Below are 23,437 nucleotides of genomic sequence, written 5' to 3' on the forward strand. Positions count from 1 at the left end.
AGGAATGCACTAACAGGCGGCATGGACCGTCTGCTACATTTGGTATGTAGTACTTTTTTAGTCATTTCTCCTCAGACCGCACATGAAAGCTATTAAAAGTCAGATTATCGACGCGCATGCCAGCCCCAAGGAAATCAACGAGTCAGCACTCAAATGCCTCCGTAAAATGGCGCAACATCATGGCAAGATCATACCGCTGGTGACGTTGCGGACTAAGAATTTTATGCAAAATGAAGCATTGACATTAAATGACATGGCCAAAATTGCCGAGTCGATTGGTTTTCGGGCCCACTGTGTTACGATGGGCCTCGAAGAGCTCGGGAAGGCGATTGCGCTGCCTTGCATTATCAAATGGAACGGACATGGGTTCGTGGTCGTGTCGGCCATTGTTCAAAATCAGATTGCTATTGGTACGGACCAGAGTTCGGTGACGGTTTCGTCCAGCGAATTTTGTAAAAACTGGTTGTCCGGTGAAGCAAGCCACGGTACTGTGCTGGTACTGGAACCTACGACTTCGTTTTTTCAGGAAACGGCGTCCATTACCGAGCAGAAGCCGCAGGGTTTACGGTCTCTTTGGGACTATCTCAGAAAATATCCGCGTCTGATGTGGCAGTTGACGCTGGGGATGCTGGTAGGCACTGCATTGAAACTGATGATGCCGTTTTTGACGCAGTCCATTGTCGATGTGGGTGTTATGAACAATAACCTCAACTTTATTTACATTTTCCTTGCGGCGCAATTGATGCTGATGCTGGGCAGAAATTCACTGGAAGCCATTCGCGGTTGGCTGCTGCTGTATGTGAGTTCGCGGGTTGGCATTTCCCTGCTGGCCGATCTGGTAGCGAAGGTAATGCGGTTGCCGATCAGTTATTTCAATGAAAAAGTTGTGGGAGAGGTAATGCAGCGCGTGGAGGATCAAAAACGGGTGGAAACGTTTCTTTCCACCCAGTTGACGACCATTCTGTTTTCAACGATCAATCTGGCGGTTTACACGATGATCTTCATTGTTTACGACCGTACGATTTTCGCGATCTTCTTCGGCAGCACATTGCTTTATCTGGCCTGGATCAAGCTTTTTATGAAAAAACGCCGCGATTATGATTTTGGTCATGCACAAATCGCCGGGCAGGAACAAAACAAGCTGGTGCAAATGGTACAGGGCATGTCAGATATAAAACTGGCCAATGCTGAACTACTGAAACGCTGGGATTGGGAACACATCCGGACCCGACTTTTTAAACAAAATATGAAACTGCTGAAAATTTCGCAGGTACAGCAGATCGGCGGACTGATCATTAACGATACCAAAAACCTGCTCATCACCTGCCTCTCGGCCAAGGCCGTGCTCGACGGACACCTTTCTCTGGGAGCCATGCTTGCGGTACAGCAAATGTTGGGACAGACAAACAATGCAACGGAGCAGCTCTTCGCCTATTTCCAGCAAATTCAGGACGCACGTATCAGTACCGAACGGATCAATGCAGTACATCAGATGCCGGAAGAGGAAGATCAAAGTAGTGTAAAAACAAACCTGCTGGCAGAGAAACAGCCCATTGTGCTCGATGAAGTGAGTTTCTCTTATCCCGGAGCCGGTGTGGCAACGCTCAGAAACCTCAAACTGTACATTCCCGCTGGCAAAACAACCGCCATCGTGGGATCCAGTGGAAGCGGCAAAACGACATTACTGAAATTGCTGATGAAACATTACGCGCCCGATACTGGCGAAATGCTGCTCGGGAAACTCAATTTTGCCAACATCTCGTCTCCTGCCTGGCGGAGTAAATGTGGTGTGGTGATGTCGGACGGGGTGATTTTTTCAGATACCATTTTATGCAACATCGCACTCGGAGACGATGATCCTGACATCGCCAAGGCACGCGCTGCTGCCAAAGTTGCCAATATCCAGAAATGGGTGGAGTCGACGCCGCTGGGCTTCCACACTCCGATCGGCGGAGAATATGCCAACCTGAGCCAGGGCCAGAAACAACGCATTCTCATTGCCCGTGCGGTTTATAAAAATCCGGAGTTCCTGTTTTTTGACGAAGGTACCAGTGCATTAGACCTTCAAAATCAACAGGTGGTTCTTGAAAACTTGAAAAGATTTTTTGAAGACAGAACCGTAGTGGTAGTTGCGCACCGCCTGAGCACCATCCGCAATGCCGACCAGATCGTGGTAGTGGAAGAAGGGCAGATCATTGAAAAAGGTACGCACGAAGAACTGATCGCTCACGGAGGACGCTATCTGGAATTGCTTACATCTCAATTGGAACTCGCAGCCTAAACATTGATCATCATGAAAAATTACACTTATAACCAAATGAGCGACGAGTTGATCGACATCGTCAGCGAGCCTCCTACCTGGATCATGCGGGGTGGAGCAGGCACCATAACCGGTATTTTGCTGCTCTTCATGCTCGGTACCTGGGTGATCAAATACCCCGAAGTACTGACCGGAAGCGCGGTAGTCACTACCCGCGTGCAGCCGATCAAAGTAGTGGTACCCATGGGCGGACGAATGACCAGTCTGCTGGTAAAAGACGAAACCATTGTAAAAAAAGGCACTATTCTGGCGGAAACAGAAAATACCACCCAGCTCAGCAACATTCCCGCGATCAGGCAATTGATAGCAGAAACAAGGCTTTTTCTGGCCAACCCACAGCGCCAGGTTTCGTTTCAGGATGGGCATATGAGCTGGGGCGATTTACAAACTGACTTGAATGTGGCCCGTCAGAATTACCTGGATTTCAAGCGGCTTCAATCTGATCATTTTCAGGAATCGCGCATTAAAAACCGGAAGCAACAAGTGAAAGAGCTCCGGCAAATGCTTTCCGTAAATGAACACCAGATAGAGCTTCACGAGGAAGCTTTCAAGAATGCGGAGGAACGTTTTCAGGGGGACGAGAAACTCTTCAAACAAGGCGCTACCAGTAAGTTCGACTACATTGCCAGCAAAAACAAACGCCTGGAAACGCAGCGGGAGCGGGAGAATTTTGAAAAGGAAATTTTGAATAACAATTTGAAATTGAATGAGGTAGAACGTGATGTGCAGGAGATTGAATATGCCCATACTGAGAAAAAACGGCTCTGTCTGGACAACATCGGCCGGAGCCTGGCCAACATTGAAAACAGCCTGCGTAACTGGCAGCAAAATTACCTCATTACTGCGCCAGCTGACGGCAAGCTCGTATTCCTAAAAAATCTCATTGAAAACCAGTATGTTAAAACCGCTGATACGCTTTTCGCATTGATGCCGGTGGAAGAAACTTTTATAGCAGCTGTGGATATTCCGGTGCGTGGTATGGGTAAAGCTCGGATTGGCCAGAAAGTGATCATTAAATTAGATGATTATCCGTACCAGGAGTTTGGCATGCTGGAAGGTAAGGTCGTCAGCCTTGAACCTTCGTTGACCGTACATTCTTACCGGGTAATGGTCAGTTTGCCAGCCGACCTGACCAGTACTTATAATCAGAAGTTCAGATTTAAATCCGAAATGGCAGGTACCGCGCAAATTGTAACTAACGACCTGAGACTGATTGAACACGCTTTTTACGGCCTGCGTAAACTATTGATGTAATGCATTGGTATCGCTCAAAGTCGGAAATCGTGGCTACGCGGAGAATTAGATTGAATAAGTAAGCGACCCTAAATTCATAAAAATGGAGAAGATTGTACAACCAACCGCCCCGACCGAACGCCACAGCCTGCTCGACGTCCTCCGGGGTTTTGCGTTACTGGGCGTTTTGTTGGCCAATATGGTCAGCCATTCCGGTTACTTTTTCTTATCAAAGGCCGGGATAGAAGCGTTGGGAACAGCCGAAATTGATCACATTGCTGAATGGATCGAACACTTCCTGATCGATGGGAAATTCTATTCACTTTTTTCAATGCTTTTCGGGATTGGGTTTGCCCTGCAAATGAAACGTTCCTCGGCATTGGATACCGATTTCACCGCACGATTCCGAAGGCGATTGGTTATTATGTTCGTTCTCGGCTTGCTGCATGCCATTCTTTTGTACGTGGGCGACATTCTGACGGTTTATGCTTTGACAGGATTTGTGCTCCTGCTTTTCAGGAAATCATCTGATAAGGTCCTCCTGCGCGGCGCTGTAATCCTGATGCTGATCCCGATCGCCCAGTATGCGATCATGTGGGCGATTCATTCCGCGAATCCGCCTGCTCCTGTTGTCGAAGAAGGTCCGCGGTTTTTTGATCAGGTCATTCTTACTTTCCGGACAGGAAGCTATCCCGAAATCATGCAAATGAATATCGGCGGGCTGATTGTCGCCAGATATCCCGATTTGTTTTTTACGGGCAGGTTTTTCAGGGTTTTGGCAATGTTTCTCATTGGCTTTTATATTTCAAGAAACATGATCTATGCTAATATCGCTGCGCATCGCCCCCTTATTCGTAAAGTAATGATCTGGGGAGCGGTGATCGGGATTCCCTGCAACATTGTGCTGGCGATGATGATGACCACCGATGCATACTATGATTTTGAGCCGACGGGTATCATTCAACCGCTGGTATATGCATTTGGTGTACCGGGACTGGCGCTTTGCTATGCTGCGATTTTTGCATTGTTATTTGAAAATCCGGGCTGGAAAAAGCGACTGATGGTCTTTGCTCCCGTCGGGCAACTGGCACTCACCAATTATATCATGCAGTCATTGATCTGCGCCTGTATTTTCATGAGCTACGGTCTGGCTCTGGAAGCGCAGATCGGTCCCGCCAGATTAGCGTTAATCGCTTTCGCGATTTACACTTTCCAAATCATTTTCAGCCACATCTGGATCAGGTACTTCCGATTCGGCCCCATGGAATGGATCTGGCGATCACTGACGTATAAAAAATGGCAGCCATTTCGCATCTAGGGTTTGTGACCATTGACCGCCGACCATTGTTAATCGTCAATGGTCAAATAAATCCCCCTCAACAATGACCTCTTTAACTAAAAACCGTATCGAATCTATTGATCTTCTGAAAGGGTTTGTGATGGTGTTGATGGCTCTGGATCATACCAGAGACTATTTCTATCAATCGGCTGCATTTTTCGATGTCAGTAATCCTGCTAATGCGACCATTCCGGTTTATATCACGCGGATCATGACGCACGTTTGCGCCCCTACATTCAGTTTTCTTGCCGGTATTTCTGCATTTATGTCCGGCAAACGAAAATCGAAGACTGATCTTTCAATGTTCTTGATCAAGCGTGGTTTATGGCTGATTTTGATGGAATTGACCATCATTGCATTCGCCTGGTATCTCAATGTAGATTTCACCAATATCGATCTGGCCGTGATCTGGGTTTTGGGGGTAAGTATGATTTTTCTTGCAGGATTTATATACCTTCCTAAAAATGCAATTCTGGTCATTTCACTACTGCTCATAGCCGGTCATAACATGCTGGATACTATTCATTTGAACAATGTCTGGTGGGCGATTTTGCATGAAGTTTACGCCACGAAAATTTCAGCTAATATGACGCTTACCGTCGTTTACCCAATCATTCCATGGATTGCCGTCATGGCGCTGGGTTACTATTTCGGTCAGTTTTATGATGCGTCCATTGCCCCCGGGCAAAGGAAGAAACTGTTTAGTACCATTGGTTTTGCCCTGATCATGCTTTTCATTGGGATACGATGGGCGAATGTATACGGAGACCCGGTTCCCTGGACGCACCTGCAGTCCCCGGTGAGAACGATGATGTCGTTCCTCAATGTCGACAAATATCCGCCGTCGCTTTCCTATTTGCTGCTGACCTTGTCATTCGCATTCCTGTTTCTGGCCAACTCCGAAAAGTGGCGGGGAAAAGCGGTGGACTTCTTTTCTGTCTTCGGTCGAGTGCCATTTTTCTACTACATTTTACACCTCTACACCATCCGTATTTCGGGGATGATCGCGGCAGAACTTACAGGTTATGGCTGGGAGAGTATGATCCAGAAGCAGTTTGAGATCGAGCTTCACGGCTTTGGTTTCAATCTCGCGATCGTCTATTTAATCTGGATCGGGATCATTTTAATGCTTTATCCACTTTGTAAATGGTTCGACATGTACAAGCAGAGCCACAAGGAACAATGGTGGCTGAGCTATTTATAAATCATGTAAAACACAGCCCTAATTGTGTAAAAAAGGGCAGCACGGCTCCTGTTATCTTTGTATAAAATAATTGGAGATCATGGAGACCTACATTAGTGAAGATATAAATAGGAAGAAACCCACTGCTGGCAAGCTTACAAAGCAAACTTTTCCGGTATTGGGTATGACCTGCGCGGCCTGTGCCGTGAGCGTCGAAAGTATGCTAAAATCGACCAAAGGTGTGCAGGATGCAGGCGTGAATTATGCCAACCAGACTGCCTGGGCGGAGTATGATAAAAGTGTTAAAACCGAAGACCTGCAAAATGCCGTACGTGCCATTGGTTACGACCTGATCATTGATTCGGAAGACCCTCAGCTTGAACAACAGCAGGCTCAGGAGCGGGATTACGATCAACTCAAAAAACGTACGATCTGGGCAGCATTACTTTCGCTGCCGGTGGTGGTGATCGGAATGTTCCTGATGGATATGCCTTATGCCAACTGGATTATGATGGTACTGTCGTTCCCGGTCGTGTTCATTTTGGGCCGGAAGTTTTTTGTGAATGCTTTCAGGCAGGCAAAACTGGGCAAGGCCAACATGGATACGCTGGTCGCTCTGAGTACCGGTATCGCCTTTTTGTTTAGCCTTTTTAATACCATTTATCCGGAGTTCTGGCATGCGGGAGGATTGCATGCGCATGTATATTACGAGGCTGCGGCGGTAGTGATTGCTTTTATTTCTCTGGGGAAATTGCTGGAAGAAAAAGCCAAGTCCAATACCTCATCGGCCATTAAAAAGCTCATGGGACTGCAACCGAAGACGGTACGTGCCATTGTGAATGGAACTGAGCAGGAAATCCCGGTGGCACAGGTGCAGGTAGGGTATACGATTGTGGTGCGACCAGGTGAAAAAATCCCCGTGGATGGTGTGGTAACCTCCGGTAGCTCATTTGTGGACGAAAGCATGATCAGCGGTGAGCCGGTGGCTGTTGAAAAAAAGAAAGGTGAAAAAGTCTTTGCCGGTACCATCAACCAGAAAGGTAGTTTTCAGTTTGAGGCGCAGAAAGTGGGAGGGGACACGATCCTTGCACAGATCATTAAGATGGTCCAGGAGGCGCAGGGAAGTAAGGCGCCGGTACAAAAGCTGGTCGATAAAATTGCAGGCATATTTGTTCCCGTGGTGATCGGGATAGCGATATTAACATTCATTATTTGGATGATTTTCGGGGGTGAAAATGCTTTCACACATGCATTACTCACATCCGTAACCGTACTCGTAATCGCTTGCCCGTGTGCGCTCGGACTTGCGACGCCTACTGCTATAATGGTAGGAGTTGGAAAAGGAGCGGAAAATAACATTCTGATCAAAGACGCCGAAAGCCTCGAATTAGGATACAAAGTCAATGCGATTATACTGGACAAAACCGGTACCATTACCGAGGGTAAGCCGGCGGTGAGCGGTATCGTTTGGGAGCATGATAATCAGGAGCAGGCTGCGTATAAACAGATTTTGTACGCAATGGAAGCACAATCAGAGCATCCTTTGGCAGAAGCAGTAGTGAATGATCTGAAAGAACAGGGCGTTGAAAATACATCGATTGATCAGTTTGAAAGCATTACCGGACTGGGAGCAAGCGCTGTGAAAGACGGTAGGCGCTACTTTGTCGGGAACAAAAAGTTAATGGATAAAAAAGGGATAGCAATCAGCGACAAACTCAGCGCTGAGGCCAGGGAATGGCAAAATCAGGCCAAAACAGTCATTTACTTTGGCTCCGGGGATCTGGCTCTGGCTGCCGTAGCTATCACCGATCAGATTAAAGCAACTTCTGCCGAGGCGATCGAAACGCTGCAAAACAGGGGCATTGAAGTGTACATGCTCACCGGCGATAATAATCACACAGCGGCTGCTGTGGCTGCACAAGTGGGGCTACGCCACTATAAAGCAGAAGTAATGCCTTCCGAAAAAGCCAGTTTTATCAAAGAGCTCCAAGCACAGGGAAAAGTAGTGGCGATGGTAGGCGACGGAATCAATGACAGCCACGCGCTGGCACAGGCGGATGTGAGTATTGCGATGGGGAAAGGCTCCGATGTCGCAATGGATGTTGCCAAAATGACCCTCATTACCTCGGATCTGAACATGGTACCCAAGGCACTGCTGCTTTCCGCAAAAACCGTGAAAACAATCAGGCAAAACCTGTTCTGGGCGTTTATTTACAACCTGATCGGCATTCCGTTGGCTGCCGGCCTGCTGTATCCATTCAATGGATTTTTACTCGATCCGATGATTGCAGGCGCTGCAATGGCATTGAGCTCAGTATCGGTTGTGAGCAATAGCCTCAGGTTAAAAATGGCCGGAATTTAAGCAGGTTTAAAGCATTTTTTCCATATAAATGGCCCCCTCGGAGGGGTTGAAACGGTAGGCGGGGGTGGTCTGGAAGCCATAGGATTCGTAGAGCTCCCTCGCTTTCACCAGATTGGCCAATGTATCGAGTTTCATTTTCTGATAACCGAGTGCTTTCGCCCCCTCCATGGCACGTTCCAGCAGTTCCTTTCCGAGTTTGTAGCCCCTGTATTCCGGTCGTACAAACATTCGTTTAAGTTCTGCTGTCTCGCTGTCAAACTGCCTCACACCTACACACCCTGCCGGTAGTTCATCCACATAAGCCAGCAGCAGCATACCGTCCGGCTTGTAATACTGCTTTCGTAAATTTTCCAATTCCTCGGAGAAGTTTTGAAAGCACAGATCGATATCCAAAAATGTGGCGTATTCCTGAAAAAGGCCCTTCGCCTGTTCAAACTCCGGATCGCTTTCCGCGATTTTGAATGTAATGTCCATCTATTTTATTAGTTAATGAAGTTCATGATCAAAATACTATTCAGAGCGCATAGCATATATTCCAAAGGTCAGGAACGTCGCTTTTCTCGTTTTCTTGGTCATGGGTATCAGGATATTTTGGCCATAAATATAGAGCCGTCTCTTGATATTTGCTGCGTATTTTGTTTTTACCGGTAAATCAACCCCATACGTTTCAACCTTAATTCGCGCCAGTTGAGGAAATGAAAGTAGCACTCTGTGTATGAGACCATTTCGGTACGGCGGGTCACGTGATAATTTTGATGCATCAAACAAAATCAAAAGATCATTAAAGCCATGAAAAACCTATTCAATCTCAAACACATTGTCGCAGTTCTTATTCTGTTCGTGTCAGTTAGTTCGTGTAAAAAGGATAAGGACGAAGTTGCCCCAGCCGATCTGGCAACGAGCGTTTCCGGAAAGTATATTTTCTCCGAACTTGAATTCGAAGGCCGCACAGTACCAGCTGACGAAAGTAATTTGAAGGGAGATATCCTGATCACGAAAAAAACAGCTACTACCATTGACGCATCACTGAATATCCGTTCAAAATCTACGAATGAAGAGTTTATGGTTTACGATGTAAGCGACATCGAAGTTTCCGAAACCTCAGGCACCATTGATCTGATTTACGAAGGAGAAAAAGTGGCAAAGATCAAAGGTAAAAAGATCATCATCAGCGCCACCGACGACTCAGGCACGGATTTCACATTGACTGCAACACGCTGATTTGTAGCCTCCGGTTGGAAGTTTAATTTATAGTTTTCCAATGTTCGTACTGATCATTTACTGCGATATCGGAGCATCATGTGTTCCGATATCGCAGTAAAATCACAAAGGTTTTCAGCAATGCAATTTTACCAATTCTGGAAAACAGAAAGGGTGACTCGAATAGCTTTATTTGAGAGTATTAAGTCTTTTTTGATTGAGCAGGTCGCGGTAGTTCTTCAACTCCGCATCAATTTCGGCTACTCTTTCCTGCGATATATTGGGGTTCAACCTCTCCTCGTTAAACTCCTTAATGTATTTTTTTATTCTGTACGACGCATACCATAACGAGAATTCGCTTTTGATGTGCGTCGTAAAGAAATTCTTGCAGGACAGGCCCAGGTGGTACAAGAAATACCCTAAAAATCCTGACAAGATTAGAAGGTATTCTTTGATGCCAATTTCCGGTGGCACTTTTTGAATTACGGCACTAAGAAATGTTGTGATAGTAGCAATTGCCTTACTTTCGTCGTTAAGGCTAATCTTGAATTTGCTTGGGGGCATTAATTTACAAGATCAATAAGCTTTTTAGATAAGCCTCTTTCAGGGTGTTTGCCGAGCGTTACAGTCTTGCCTGTTCTTTTATTGGTTAGCTCAATATCGCTTTGCGAGTACTTAAAAAGGTACCTAACTATTGAAAGAATAGAAAATATGATACCTATACCAATGATAGCGCTAGTGAAATAGTCTAGTGTTTCCATTCTTTATAGTGTTTGCTTTTGTGTATTAAATTTAAATGTACAACATGTTCCTGATGTTGTAAGTTGTATAGTGACGCTCTTTCTTGTTTACGTTTTGTAAACACACAAATATATACAATTTCTCTCATTAACCCCGCGGCCTCAGCCCGAGGTATGGAAACCCCCAACTACTACAAAAGCAGCAATACCCGAAACGACCTCCCAAGCCCCAATCTCGGCAGGTTAGGGATAAAATGCAGAATGACGATAACCTTTAAAAATACGAATTTTTAATCCTCGACGCCGCATCCGCGTCCAGCAAAATCTCACAATTCGGATGCATTTGAACAATAGAGGCCGGAATATCCACGGTAACCGGGCCAAGAATTGCTTTTTCGACCATTTCGGCTTTGTGCAAACCTTTTGCGATGAGGATCAGCTTGCGGGTATGCATGATGTTTTTGATGCCCCGCGTCAGTCCGCCCAGTTCAGTACCTTCGGGAACTTGTGTTTCTCTTCGTACCCTGGCTTCGAAATCGGGATCCATTGGTGACACCCAGGTTTCACTTTCGAACGGGGTACCCGGCTGGTTGATACCGATGTGGCCGTTGGAACCCAGTCCCAGCATTTGCAGGTCGGCGCCACCCCGAGCGGCCAGTCGCTCTTCGAAAAGTTTGGCCTCCCTTTCAAAGTCGTCGGACATGGTGGGCGGCATAATGAAGTTTTCGTCAGGAATGCCTAGCGGGCCCGCGATCTGGTTCAGGATCATCGTATAGCAGCTTCCGGCGTATTCACGCGGCAGGTTAGTGAGTTCGTCTACATTGAAAAGCGTGATCCTGGATACGTCAAACGGATATTGTGAATAAATATGGGAAACGATCGCGTGCATATCGATGGTCGTTTGTCCGGTGGAAAGACCGATCACGGCGTCGGGCTTTTCCAGCATCTGGGCAATGATCCGCCATGCTGCTGTAATGTTGAATTCCTGCTCGTTTTTGCAAATAGTGATTTTCATAAAGTACTTAATTGTTCGTTAAAAAAGACATCGACCGCCGATGCCGCCTCGATTTCATCCTCGCCATCGATCACCACCGAAACCACATCACCACCCTTGGTCGACAAGGCCAGAATGTTCAGCATACTGTTGAGCTGGATCGTTTTATCATCTTTTTTCAGGCTTATTCCCGATTTGAATTTCTTCACCAGTCTGACCAGCGCGGTGGCAGGTCGGGCATGAATTCCTTCTGGGGCGAGGATCGTGTATTCTTTTGAGATCATATCAAATTTCAATTTGGATTAATAAGGATCAAAAGGCACTCAACTTACTTTTTCGATACAGGTTTGGAAGCGGGCATTCCTAAAACAGGATTGGACGACATAAAACCCATGGGCATCAGATGTACCGCCACGCTGTGCTGGTTCATAATTGGCCACTCTTCCGGTCGCACAATGTGCGTCACGCCGCCCACGTACCACACCACCACATCAGTATTATCAATGCTCCGATTTTGCTTCGACCATTCCGGCAAGCCTTGGCCTTTTTGCTTGGTAGTCGGGTAATCGCCGGCGGGATACATTTCATCGGGATTGTAAGGTGTTGCCCAAAAATGATGGTACAATACTTCCGCCCGGTTGAAGAGCGACGAGTTGCGGTCGGGGAGGGGCGTGATGCCCGCGGTAGGCATGAGCATATATGAGGAATGGTGCCCGTACTTGTTCATGACGTGGTGGTTCATCACCATCCAGCTGCGGTTGGAAGCAATGTTGGCGTCGCGCTGCGCTTCTTTTTCTTTGGTAAACATGGTCGTTCTGGCAACCAAAGTACTTCCCAGAGGATTTTCGGTGCTTCTCGGTACCGCACTGGTATTCATCTCGCCGACACTGTTTTGCTGCCCGTCCACATCGAGATCAAACCGGTATACAAACCAATGCTGATGGTTATTTGCTTCCACGTGCGGCTCCACAATGGTACCGTAATAGTTGCCGTCATGCGTCTCGTCACCAGTCGCTGGAATGTCCTGCGTGCGGTTCACAGCCCGCACGTGCGGGTAACCATTCAGCTCGGTTTCGACCACGATCACGCCATCTTCTTTAAAAATCCATTTGAACCCATAATCGTAATTACCAGCGGTAATGTAATATTTGATCGCCAGGTTGGTAGCCTTTCTCGAATGGTTTTCATGCCGCCAGAGCACCCCGCCATATTCTTCAAAAACGGCGACCGAACTGTCAGATTTCAATGGCGAGCCCCATTCATTATGCAGGGTTGAAGGCAGATATGTAGCGTTTTCGGGTGCGTCAGCTCCGTAAGTAAGCGGTCTCGCTACATTTTGAAACAAACGGTATACGCCTACATCGAAGTAATTATTAGCAGCATTCAGCAGATCCGGCGAGCCGTAGTTCACGATCATTTCGGCCAGCCCGCCACGGTACATGATGTATCGCCATTTTTTCTGGGCGTGATCATAATATTGCACATCTGAGATCACCAGTCCTTCCCGGTTATGTATGCCAAAACGGAATTTCCAGAAGGGTGAAATGATCTGATTTCCCTCGATCCGGTAGTTGGTGCCTTCTGGCTGGGTGATCACAATGGGCTTGGGCGCTTGCAGGTCGGGGACGATTTTTTTGCCATCAAAATAACTCACAGCGGTAGGTTTGTCGTAACCTTTACCGGTATCGATCACTTTGAGCACCTTTTTGTCGGTAATGTCAATGTAGGCGTAAATGCCTGCGATCGGCATTTCATAAAAATCCTTGTTCTTGTAAGCCGGAGAAACGATCCTTTCACGATGACCGACCGGCGCCAAACCAATATCCGCCGCGAAAGTACCACGGTGCGATTTCACCGAATCGGGGTTAATGCCCCGTTTCCGCAAAGCATCATTCCATTCTTTATTGTTTTTCACAATTTCCGAGACAATGGTATCTCCCTTGAAAGAACCAACCGGCTGCTTGCCCGGAATTTTATAAAAGGACAGCAGTTTGCCTGTTTTCAAATCCACAACGGCCTTCGCCAATGTATTCGACGGGAAATCATAAACCATTGCATAACCTTCCCGCCTGAAAGTTTCGCCCGGTTTATAAGCCAGTACTTCCGCTTTCGGAGGCTCTTTGAGATTGATGATGCTGAACAAACTGCTACTGTCAGCCCGGATCTTGTTTTCCTGCAAAAGAACCTGTTTGATCAGCTTTATTTCCATCGAATCCAGCGGGTCGAGCGGGTGCCGGTATTGCATGGCCGTCTGCTGCGCGAAACTATTGGCATAACCCAGCAGCGTAAATGCAAGCAGGAAGAAAATGGTAGCGCGTTTTTTCATCTTGGGTGTTAAAGGAGTGATAGGATTGTTTTTAAATGGGCAGTAAAGTTTTCAAATACGCTTTAATTTCGTCGGAATCGCTCATTTCATTCACTTTCAAATACACTTCCCTCGCCTCTGAAAAAGAGCTGTTGATAATAATATTTTTGATAAAAGGAATCGAAACGGCACTCATTGAGAACTCTTTGAGGCCCATTCCAATCAATAGCAAAGTCGCCAGCGGATCGGAAGCGAGTTCGCCGCACATGGCTATGTGAATGTTGTGTTTGTGGCCTTGCTCGATCACATTGCTGATCAGCCGCAAGACGCCCGGATTGAATGGGTCGTACAATGCCGACACCTTTTCATTCATTCGGTCCACGGCCAGCGTATATTGTACAAGGTCATTGGTGCCAATACTAAAAAAATCTACCTCTTTGGCAAGAATATCCGCCATGACCGCCGCCGAGGGAATTTCAATCATGATACCAACCTGGATATCGGGATTGAATGCGGTGCCTTCATTGATCAGTTCGACTTTCGCCGCTTCCAGCACTTTTTTTGCTTCCCGTATCTCCTGCACATTGCTGATCATCGGAAACATAATCCGAAGGTCCCCGAAAACATTGGCTCTTAAAATAGCTTTCAACTGAACTATAAACAGATCTTTGCGGTCCAGCGAGATCCGTATCGCCCGGTAGCCCAGGAATGGATTTTGCTCCTGCGGCAGACCGAAATAATGCAGTTGTTTATCGCCGCCAATGTCAATCGTCCGAATGGTAACCGGCTTATTCTGAGATTTTAAGGCTACTTTTTTGTAAAAATCAAATTGCTCTTCTTCTCCCGGAAATGAATCCCGGCCCATAAAAAGTAATTCGCTACGCAATAGGCCGACGCCCTCACCTCCATTTTCAAAAACCTGATCCATGTCAGCGGCTTCGGAAATGTTGGCGACGAGTGAGATGGGGCGGCCATCGACCATTGAAGACGGGACGTTTTTCAATGCTTTCATTAGCGTTGATTTGCGCAGGTAATCTTCTTTTTTTGAGATATATAGTGTTAATGTTTCATGGTCGGGATGAAGGATCACTTCGCCCGTCAACCCATCCAGAATTAACAGGTCGCCGGTTCGAATGTGGGACAAATTTATTCCGCAGCCTGCGGCGGCCGGTATTCCTCTTGCTTTTGCTACTATCGCAGCGTGCGAAGTCGGGCCGCCGGTTTGTGTCGCAAAACCAGCGACATTTTTAATGTCGATAGCAATGGTGTCGGAAGGCGAAATGTCTTCTGCAATCAGAATGGAGCCTGGTTCGATCGAGTGGTTACTTGCAGAAACGGGCAGTCCCAGATTCTTCAAAATCCTGTCCCCGATGTCTTGTACATCCGCCGCCCGGGCACGCATGTACCCATCCGTCATCGCCTGAAACATGCCCACGAGCTTTGTAATTACTTCAATCAGAGCGTCGCTGATAATTTTTCTTTCAGTACTGACTTTTTCCAAAACGTCGACCCGGATCTGCGGGTCGCTTAGGAATTCAATGTGTGTTTCGAGAATTTCAAGGCTTTCTGCAGTAACTGTTTCATCGGCCTGCGCGATCAGCAACTCCACTTCTTCAATGGATTTACTCACGGCGAGGTCGTATTTATCCATTTCAATTTGGATTGCATCCTCATTGTCGAGCAGCTGGCCAGTTAAAACAGTCTTTTGTTTTTCGATTACATGTGCCTTTCCAATGGCGATTCCGGGTGAAACACCAATGCCTTTAATCGTCGGGGTAACTTTCAATTCCATGCGATCGTCAGATAAACAAGCCCAGTACGCTTCCTGCAAAACCCAAAACCAGCAATCCCAGTAAGAGGTAGGTGGTTTTTACATTCTTTTTTACAAAATAGAAAACCAGAAATGTCAATGCCAGAGGCAGAATGTTTGGAACAATCTGATCCAGAATACCTTGTACCGGCACGGCAGCATCAGAGGAACCGATTTTCAAAGGTGTTTTGATTGACATTAAAAGCGCAGGCATCGCACCTACTACCATTAATCCCAATATCGCCGAGCCCGATTTCAGCTTATCCATCACATTGCTTTTGGAAAGGTCCTGCAAAAGCCGCGTACCGGTTTGATAGCCGATAAAAGTAAGTTTGTACCGAAGCCACAAATGCGGAATATTGAAGATCAGCAGGAACAAAACCGGCCCGAGCAAACTTCCCTGCAATGCAAGCGAGGTGCCCACGCCAGCTGCGATCACCTTCACCGTTCCCCAAAACAGAGAATCAAAAACACCTGCCAGCGGCCCCATTAAGCCCAGTTTCACAGAATTGATAGACTCTTCGTCAAAGTCCGGCTCCCTGGCATTCTGTTCCTCCATAGCTGCCGAGATACCAATGATCAGCGTGGAACCGTGCGGGGCGGTATTGAAAAACTGTAAATGCCTTTTCAGCGCACTGGCCATCGCTTCCTTGGTGGTATAGAGCTTTTTCAGCACCGGAATGATCGAGAATGCAAAGCCGGTATTCTGCCAGGTTTCAAAGTTGAAGTTTGCTTCCAGCGCCATTGATCTCAGGAACAGGCTGCGAATATCTTTTTTGGTTAAAACTGATGTTAATGTAGTTGGGGCGGGCAATGTTTGTTCTGTACTAAAATCGTCAAAATTATCATCAAAATCACTGTCTGCGCTCGCCACGGGTACTTCTTTATGTGTGATGCCTGTGACGATGAGCGCAATGATCACGCCCAGGCCGCCGAGGGCGATCATCGGTAATTTGAGATAACTGGTCAGGATAAAGCCCAGAAAAAAGTAAGGCGCGACCGTTTTGTTGAACATCAGGTTCATTAGCAAAGCAAAACCCAGCGCGGGCAGCATGTTACCTGCCACCTGCAAACCCGAATGCACCCACGGCGGAATGGTATCAACGAATGTGCGGACCACATCGGAGCCTAACATCAATGCAAGCAGCGTTACCGCGCCCATTAACAAGGGTTTCAGCAAACCCGAAAGGATATGCAACCGCTGAACGCCTTTGTAATCGCCCTGTTCGGCATAACGTTCGAATTTTTTGTTCAGAACCGGTCTGAAAACAAACAGTCCGCTGATGATCATTTCAGCCAGAATGGAAATCGGGACGGCCAGTGCAAGTGCCACAGCTGCACCTTTCCCCGACATAATCGCGAACGCGGTGCCCAATACGCCGCCGGTGATCACATCAGGCGGGATCGCCGCTCCGACTTTAATGTTACCCATAAAGATCAGCTCCAATGTAGCGCCGATGATTATTCCCTGCTGAATGTCACCCAGTACCAGCCCGACGAGCGGCCCCAAAACCAGCGGTCGGCTCAGTAAAGTAGTACCCAGAAAATCTTCCGAGTGACCAAACATGGCAATCAATGTCAGGAGGAAATGGGTTAGGAGCACTTGTTCATCCGGGTTAGAAGGTTAGGGGAGTGATTTTGGATCACTTATTGTCAGTTGTGGTCACTTATAGTCATTTATTGTCACCTGAAGTCATTGATTGTCTGGCGTCGGGGCAAAACAATAAATGACAATAAATGACCCCTTTTGTTTGTCATATCAGCGCCTCCACCAGTTGCACCTTGTCCGTCGGAACCTGCCTGATTTCCAGCTCGATGCCTTTGGCGAGCAATTCTTTGATGACTGCGATATCGTCATCATTCACTGCTATGGCCTTTGAAATAAGTTTCGAACCTTCTTTTCCCCGGATTCCGCCGAAATTGATCGACTTGATTTCAGGAATTGCGTTAGCCAGAACCGCGGCATCCGGCACGGAATTGACGAGTACGAATATTTTCATATTCTTGCTCCGTTCATCCGAAAGGAACTTAATAGTATCGTCCAGCGATTTGATCAGTAGCTTGGCCGTCGCCGGTTTGGCCAGGTTCATGGTCATTTTCAGGAATTCATCTTTCGCGGTTTTGTCGTTGGCCACTACCAGACAGTCGGCCCCGAGCGAGGGCGTCCAGGTAAGCGCAACCTGCCCGTGAACCAGCCGGTCGTCTATTCGCAGTAATTTAATCATCGAAATCGGATTCTTCTTTGGGTGTTAATAGTTGGTTCACATACACGATTTGCTCCTTGGCGGCAGAAATCGCATTGGCAATTACTTCTTTTACAGGTTCTTCAGTGTCGGCAAGCAGGATCTCGACCAGCAGCGGCAGATTGAAACCGGAAACGACGTGTACATTGGATTGGAGGGCGTTGCGCAAAATCTGATTGGTGACACTGCCGCCCATTAAGTCGGTGAAAACGACCAACTCGTCGTCGTCGGAAATATTTTCCATGATCAGCGCCAGCTCTTCCTCAATGCCCTTGCTTTCTTCTACATAAGCTTGTATCAGAAATACATTTTCCATCGGGCCAATGATGATATCCAGCGATGACTGGGCGCCTTTTGCAAAAGTGCCATGGGTGGCGATCAAAAATTTTCGCATTGATTTTATCCTATTCTGGTTTATTTTGCGCCCGGTGACTTAGGTATACCGAAAATTCTGTGAATCAGGCCAGTAAGTTACTATTTAGTCTGCTGATTTTCCAAATAGTGTAAATCTTGTTTGGTAGAGTATAAGTTTACGTGCCTGTCTTTTTTATAAGCAATAACCGTCCTGCATTCCATGAAACAACTCAGCTTTTGGCTTTCCTTCTTTTTGACATTCATTATTTTTTCAAATCACACCAGGGCTAATATCATCATTCACGTCAATCAGGTCGGATTTGATAGTCGGGGTGCAAAAACGGCGGTCATTTCGGCTGATCCGGGTGAGCTGGAAGGTGTGAAAGCATTTGAACTGATTGCTCCGGGCACTACTAAAAAAGAATTTTCAGGCGCGGTTTCGGCAGCAATGAAAATTGAGGAATGGTTTCCCGGTAAGGTATACTACCGCATTGATTTTTCGTCTTTCAAAAAGCCGGGCAGATATAAGGTTCAAATCACTGCAAAAGGCATTACTTATGTTTCTGACGAATTTCAGATCGGGGATAAGGCATTGGCCAAGCTTCTGATCCCGTCGATTATTCATTACTACAATAAGCAAAGGGCGGATAAGCCAGAGGAATTGATCGCCGATAAAGCGATCACGCTGTTTGGAAGTGATAAAACGGTTGATTTACGTGGTGGCTGGGACGATGCTTCGGGCGATATCAGCAAGTATTTTTCACATTTGGCCTATGCCAATTTTATGTCCCAGCAGCAGATCCCGCTCTGTACCTGGTCGATGGAAAATGCGGCTGAAAGTATCCCAAAACTGCTTACAGAGCTCAATGTGCTGGATTCGATGAAGCGCGAGGCATTGTATGGAGCGGATTACATTGTGCGGTCGCTTTCTGAGGAAGGCTATTTTTACATGACCATTTTTAGTTATTTCAATCCCGATCCGAAAGCACGGCGGGTGGTAGGTTTAAATGCTAACAGCGTCACGACTGACAAATATCAATGTGCGTATCGCGAGGGCGGAGGCATGGGTATCGCGGCACTTGCACGGATTTCGCGCTGGAAAATGAATGGTGATTTTACATCGGAACAATATCTGGCGGCGGCAAAAAAGGCATTTGCGCATTTGCAGGTTAATAATCTCAAATATTGCGATGATGGTAAGGAGAATGTCCTAGACGATTATTGTGCATTAATGGGCGCTACCGAGCTTTGGATGGCGACGGGCGAAAATGAATACCGGGACGAAGCGAGGAAACGTGCCAAAAATCTCGGAAAACGCTTATCACCGGCAGGTTATTTCATCGCAAATGATGCCAACAGACCATTCTGGCACGCATCGGATGCTGGCTTACCCATTGTGGCTTTGTGTAGATATCTGAAAATCGAAAACGATCCTGCATTGATAACCGCCTCTTTGAATACAGTGAAAAAAGCATTGGACTACAACCTGAAAGTGACGGGCGAAGTGAGCAATCCTTTTGGTTATGCGCGCCAGTCTTTTTTGTTTAAAGGAAATGTAAAAAGCGGCTTTTTTATCCCGCATGAAAACGAAAGCGGCTGGTGGTGGCAGGGTGAAAATGCGAGACTTGGATCGCTGGCTACGGCAGCATTGGTCGGCGGGAAGCTGGTATATCCTGCCAAAGGAGGTCTGGGTACTACCGATTCGCTCGCTGCCTTTGCAGCACGGCAAGTGTCCTGGATATTGGGTGGTAACCCTTATGAGGCGTGTTTTATGTACAAATTTGGCCGGAACAACATGCCTTATATGAAGTCCATGTACGGGCATGGATCCGAGCGTGGCGGGATTTCCAATGGGGTTACCGGTAAAGACGACAATGCCGACGGAAGCGGAATTGATTACAAACCGCGCGACAACGGCAACGAATGGCGTTGGACAGAACAATGGATCCCGCATGCAGCATGGTTTTTACAGGCTATCACCGCGATGGCGGAAGAGTGAAATGAAAAAGAACTTAGTCATATCTAAACTGCTTCCTCAGCTACTGTTTGCTGTCCTTTTTACGACTGCCTCCTACGCCCAGAAACCCAACTTCAAGGTCGTCGCGTTCTACAACACGACCGTGGAAATGGACCATGTTTTGTTTGCGAATGATGCATTGTATTTCCTGCGGCTGATGGCTCAGCAAAACAACTTTTCTTTCGACGCGACCACAGATTGGACGAATTTGAATGATACTTATCTCAGTAATTATCAGGTAATAGTGTGGCTCAATGATTCACCGCATACGGCCGAACAGAAAGCTGCTTTTGAAAAATACATTCAAAAAGGTGGTGCGTGGCTCGGATTTCATGTGGCGGGGTATAATGATAAGAGTTCAAACTGGCCGTGGTTTTTGGATTTCCTGGGCGGCCCGGTTTTTCATAGCAACAACTGGCCACCCATGGCTGCAAAGGTGAATGTGGAGAATCAGGAACATCCAGTGACGAAGCGAATGCCTAAAACCTACGATTCGCCGGTGACGGAATGGTACCAATGGAAACCAAGTCCGCGGTTGGATAAAGACGTAAAAGTGCTGGTTTCGCTTGCGCCCGAAGTATATCCGCTGGGTGTGAAGACTTACCTTTCGGCTGGTGACACGCCGGTGGTATGGACCAACACGCGGTACAAAATGCTGTACATGAATTTTGGCCACGGCAATAAAGTACTCTCTAATTCAGACCAGAACAGGATGATCACGGATGGTATGCTGTGGCTGGGCGGACAATTGCATTAGGTACCTGCAATTTTATTCCGATCTCAGGGACTCCACCGGATTTACATAGCTGGCGCGGTAAGTCTGGGACAAAATAGTTGCCAAACCGATCAGAAACATGCTCAAAAAGCTGGTCAGGAATAATCCGGCGGACAGATCTATCCGGTAAGCATAGCTTTTCAGCATGGAATGTCCGATATAGTAACCCACCGGCAAGCCCAAAATACCTGCCCACAAAAGCACTTTGATAAAGCCATGAGATATCAGCCAGATCAATTGCACCCCGGCGGCACCCAATGTTCTCCGGATGCCAATTTCTTTGATCCTTACTTCTACTGAATAGGAAACCATGCCAACTAAACCCAGGCAGGCAATCGATAAAACCAGGCCTGTCAGGAAATCAATAAGGACAAAATCCTTTTCATGATTCGCGATTCTGGACTCCATAAATGAATCATAGAATTCGTAGTGGAATGCATTTTTGGGATACAATTTCTTCCAAACTGATTCCAGTGCCGCGGTAGTTTTCGCGGGGTTTCCGGGATCAATTTTTATAAGGACCTGATTAAATTCGGATGGTTTGTAACGCAATGCAAATGGCATTGATCCGAATCTCAAATTCCAGTTTATGAAGTCCTTATACACGCCAATTATCTGCACATGGGCGCTGTCCAATTGAACAAACCGGCCAATTGCTTCCCCCGGGTTTTTGAAATTCAGTTGTTTAATCGCTTTCTCATTCAGGATCACGGAAGACTCGTCAGTACCACTCAGGTTTGCGGGAAAATTGGTCCCGGCGACAAGTTTAATGTTCAAATTAGTAAGGAAGTTTTCGTCAACCGAGTAATAGTCAACTTTCAGGGAGTCTGCATTTTTTGGGTTTGATACAAAACAGGAACCAGTTGCCAGTTCGCGCAATGGGAGCCCGGATGTGGCTGACACACTTTTGACGGAGGCGATTTGAGAAAAGCCGTTTATCAACGTAGGAATGTCTTCGCCTTTTGTGGTGACGTAAACCAAATTTTCGGGTGAAAAACCATAGTCAAAGTGTCTTTCGAAATCCGTTTGCTCTTTTGAAATAACCAGAAACGTAATGAAAATGGTAGTAACAGTAAATTGAACAACAATCAATGCCTTTCTAAAACCGATCCCGCCTAAAATACTGTGATTCGTTAGTTTTTTCAATACAACCATCGGATCAAAGGCTGACAGGAGCCACGCCGGCAATCCTCCGGCTATCAGGCTGACCAGTAATGCAAAACCGATGACCCAGAGCGTACTTTTACCATCGATCTGAATGGTGGCCAGGATTTCTCCAAACAATGGGATGTTGCCCAAAGGAGGAATTAAAAGCAATGCAAGTCCGGCGGAGAGAAAGGTCAGAAAAACAGTTTCAGTCAGGAACTGCGCAAAAATCTGATGCCTTTTGGCACCATTGATCTTCCGCACTCCGACTTCCCGGGCGCGATTAATGGATTTGGCAAGCGACAAACTGGTGTAATTAAAGCCCGCCATGAGCAAAAGCAGCAGTACCAGACCGGAGATGATCAGGATCGCCGACCAGTCCAGACCACGGTTCATTTCGCCGATGATCATGGAATGAGATGCCGGATTGATTTCTAAAATATTTTGAGCAATAAATTGATATCCAGTGGATTTGTTTCCCGGAATGGTTTTCAAAAATGATCCTGTCTGGCCGGAAATCTGCGCGAGTGCTTTTTGCAGATCAGCATTACCAGCGCCTTTTTTCAATAGAACATAGGTATATCCCGATTCAGTATTGGCCCAGTTCTCCGAATCAGTGAGCTGGCGGGTATTTGCAGAAGAACCGGCGGAAACCAGCGCGTCGAAATTGAAATGAGTAGGCTGTTTATTGGTCTTAATAACCCCTGTTATTTTAAAATTTCCCTTACCGGGCAGGTTCAATACCTTTCCTACCGGATTGGCCTTTCCCCAGAAATCTTCTGCCTTTTGTTCACTGATAATGATCGAATTGGGTTCGTCAAGCGCATTATTGTTATGCTCGGTTAATTCGAAATTAAACAATGTCAGGAAAGTAGGAGTAGTATATTTTATGTTCAGTGCAAGTTCTTTGTTCCCGTCGGAAGCCGCTACGGTTTCGCCGCTGGAAAGCTGGACTGACTTTTCTACGAACGAATAGGATTCCAGTTTCCGGGCCAAAATCGCAGGACTTGTTGCATAAATGTCCGTTCCATTTTCAAAAAGTTTACTCGTTATAATCCGGTAGGTACGGTCGGGGTAAGGCTGAAAATGGTCGAATTCGAACTGGCTTTTTATCGTGAGAACGAATATCAGTCCCACGGCCATACTGAACGTCAGGCCGGTGATGTTGATGGCGGAGAACAACTTGTTCTTCCACAAGTTGCGAAAGGCTATTTTGATGTAAATTGTAAGCATTGGCTTTCTGGCTTCTGGATTTCCCTGTTTTTCAAAATATTTATGCCAGTAATGCAAGGTATTTATAATGAGTAACTTGATAAATTACTTCGTTGCGATAATGAACAATGCACCTTATAATCGTACAGTCTCGTTGTCATGAGCAAAGGCCTGCAATGGATGTAATCAAGAAGATAGTAGCCG

18 protein-coding genes are annotated in these 23,437 nt (G+C 46.7%); 8 read left to right on the forward strand and 10 right to left on the reverse strand.

All coding sequences use genetic code 11. The annotated features are described in order from the left end of the window. Positions 1-82: 82 nt before the first annotated feature. The 5 genes from ON006_RS01480 to ON006_RS01500 all read left to right on the forward strand — a co-directional run bounded on the left by ON006_RS01480 (position 83) and on the right by ON006_RS01500 (position 8,437). On the forward strand, positions 83-2,281 hold the full coding sequence (locus ON006_RS01480; RefSeq protein WP_244823339.1) for a peptidase domain-containing ABC transporter: 2,199 nt from the start codon (positions 83-85) through the stop codon (positions 2,279-2,281). 12 nt (positions 2,282-2,293) lie between these two features. Then, positions 2,294-3,574, forward strand: a complete 1,281-nt coding sequence (locus ON006_RS01485) for an HlyD family secretion protein (protein WP_244823340.1) — start codon at positions 2,294-2,296, stop codon at positions 3,572-3,574. A gap of 82 nt (positions 3,575-3,656) precedes the next feature. Next, positions 3,657-4,871, forward strand: coding sequence for a DUF418 domain-containing protein (locus tag ON006_RS01490; protein ID WP_244823341.1), 1,215 nt, complete (start codon positions 3,657-3,659; stop codon positions 4,869-4,871). 64 nt (positions 4,872-4,935) lie between these two features. Beyond that, on the forward strand, positions 4,936-6,096 hold the full coding sequence (locus tag ON006_RS01495; RefSeq protein ID WP_244823342.1) for an acetyltransferase domain-containing protein: 1,161 nt from the start codon (positions 4,936-4,938) through the stop codon (positions 6,094-6,096). A gap of 79 nt (positions 6,097-6,175) precedes the next feature. Further along, positions 6,176-8,437, forward strand: coding sequence for a heavy metal translocating P-type ATPase (locus tag ON006_RS01500; RefSeq protein WP_244823343.1), 2,262 nt, complete (start codon positions 6,176-6,178; stop codon positions 8,435-8,437). A gap of 6 nt (positions 8,438-8,443) precedes the next feature. Here ON006_RS01500 and ON006_RS01505 read toward each other — a convergent pair whose 3' ends face one another. Next, positions 8,444-8,911 carry a GNAT family N-acetyltransferase gene (locus ON006_RS01505; RefSeq protein ID WP_244823344.1) on the reverse strand — a complete coding sequence of 156 codons (468 nt, stop codon included), beginning with the start codon at positions 8,909-8,911 and terminating at the stop codon, positions 8,444-8,446. A gap of 315 nt (positions 8,912-9,226) precedes the next feature. On the opposite strand from ON006_RS01505, the gene ON006_RS01510 reads away from it, so the two are divergent. Then, complete coding sequence (locus ON006_RS01510; RefSeq protein WP_244823345.1) at positions 9,227-9,658, forward strand: hypothetical protein; 432 nt, start codon at positions 9,227-9,229, stop codon at positions 9,656-9,658. A gap of 168 nt (positions 9,659-9,826) precedes the next feature. On the opposite strand, the gene ON006_RS01515 is transcribed toward ON006_RS01510, so the two are convergent. From ON006_RS01515 to ON006_RS01550, 8 genes are all read right to left on the reverse strand, one after another. Beyond that, positions 9,827-10,201, reverse strand: coding sequence for a hypothetical protein (locus tag ON006_RS01515; RefSeq protein WP_244823346.1), 375 nt, complete (start codon positions 10,199-10,201; stop codon positions 9,827-9,829). Positions 10,202-10,651: 450 nt separating this feature from the next. Continuing rightward, the gene (locus ON006_RS01520; RefSeq protein ID WP_244823347.1) at positions 10,652-11,392 is read right to left on the reverse strand and encodes a 6-phosphogluconolactonase; all 741 of its coding nucleotides are present in this window, start codon (positions 11,390-11,392) and stop codon (positions 10,652-10,654) included. Beyond that, entirely contained in the window at positions 11,389-11,655 is a 267-nt protein-coding gene (locus ON006_RS01525) for an HPr family phosphocarrier protein (RefSeq protein WP_244823348.1), read from the reverse strand. The genes ON006_RS01520 and ON006_RS01525 overlap by 4 nt, the downstream gene beginning before the upstream one ends. A gap of 44 nt (positions 11,656-11,699) precedes the next feature. After that, entirely contained in the window at positions 11,700-13,697 is a 1,998-nt protein-coding gene (locus ON006_RS01530; RefSeq protein ID WP_244823349.1) for a copper amine oxidase, read from the reverse strand. 31 nt (positions 13,698-13,728) lie between these two features. Continuing rightward, the gene (ptsP, locus tag ON006_RS01535) at positions 13,729-15,468 is read right to left on the reverse strand and encodes a phosphoenolpyruvate--protein phosphotransferase (RefSeq protein WP_244823350.1); all 1,740 of its coding nucleotides are present in this window, start codon (positions 15,466-15,468) and stop codon (positions 13,729-13,731) included. A 7-nt stretch (positions 15,469-15,475) separates the two neighbouring features. Further along, the gene (locus ON006_RS01540) at positions 15,476-17,089 is read right to left on the reverse strand and encodes a PTS system mannose/fructose/sorbose family transporter subunit IID (protein WP_244823351.1); all 1,614 of its coding nucleotides are present in this window, start codon (positions 17,087-17,089) and stop codon (positions 15,476-15,478) included. A gap of 151 nt (positions 17,090-17,240) precedes the next feature. After that, complete coding sequence (locus ON006_RS01545) at positions 17,241-17,711, reverse strand: PTS sugar transporter subunit IIB (protein WP_244823352.1); 471 nt, start codon at positions 17,709-17,711, stop codon at positions 17,241-17,243. Further along, a complete protein-coding gene (locus ON006_RS01550) occupies positions 17,704-18,123 on the reverse strand; it encodes a PTS sugar transporter subunit IIA (RefSeq protein ID WP_244823353.1) in 420 nt (139 codons plus the stop codon). The genes ON006_RS01545 and ON006_RS01550 overlap by 8 nt, the downstream gene beginning before the upstream one ends. A 180-nt stretch (positions 18,124-18,303) precedes the next feature. Here ON006_RS01550 and ON006_RS01555 point away from each other — a divergent pair, with 180 nt between their 5' ends. Both ON006_RS01555 and ON006_RS01560 read left to right on the forward strand, forming a co-directional pair. Continuing rightward, positions 18,304-20,082 (forward strand): glycoside hydrolase family 9 protein, encoded by a 1,779-nt coding sequence (locus ON006_RS01555; protein ID WP_244823354.1) that lies wholly within the window; start codon positions 18,304-18,306, stop codon positions 20,080-20,082. Between the two features lies 1 nt (position 20,083). Continuing rightward, positions 20,084-20,857 (forward strand): ThuA domain-containing protein, encoded by a 774-nt coding sequence (locus ON006_RS01560; protein ID WP_244823355.1) that lies wholly within the window; start codon positions 20,084-20,086, stop codon positions 20,855-20,857. 12 nt (positions 20,858-20,869) lie between these two features. Here the strand turns inward: ON006_RS01560 and ON006_RS01565 are convergent, their stop codons facing one another. After that, positions 20,870-23,254, reverse strand: coding sequence for an ABC transporter permease (locus ON006_RS01565; RefSeq protein WP_244823356.1), 2,385 nt, complete (start codon positions 23,252-23,254; stop codon positions 20,870-20,872). Positions 23,255-23,437 lie beyond the last annotated feature (183 nt).

Source organism: Dyadobacter pollutisoli (genome assembly GCF_026625565.1).
Lineage (GTDB): Bacteria > Bacteroidota > Bacteroidia > Cytophagales > Spirosomataceae > Dyadobacter > Dyadobacter pollutisoli.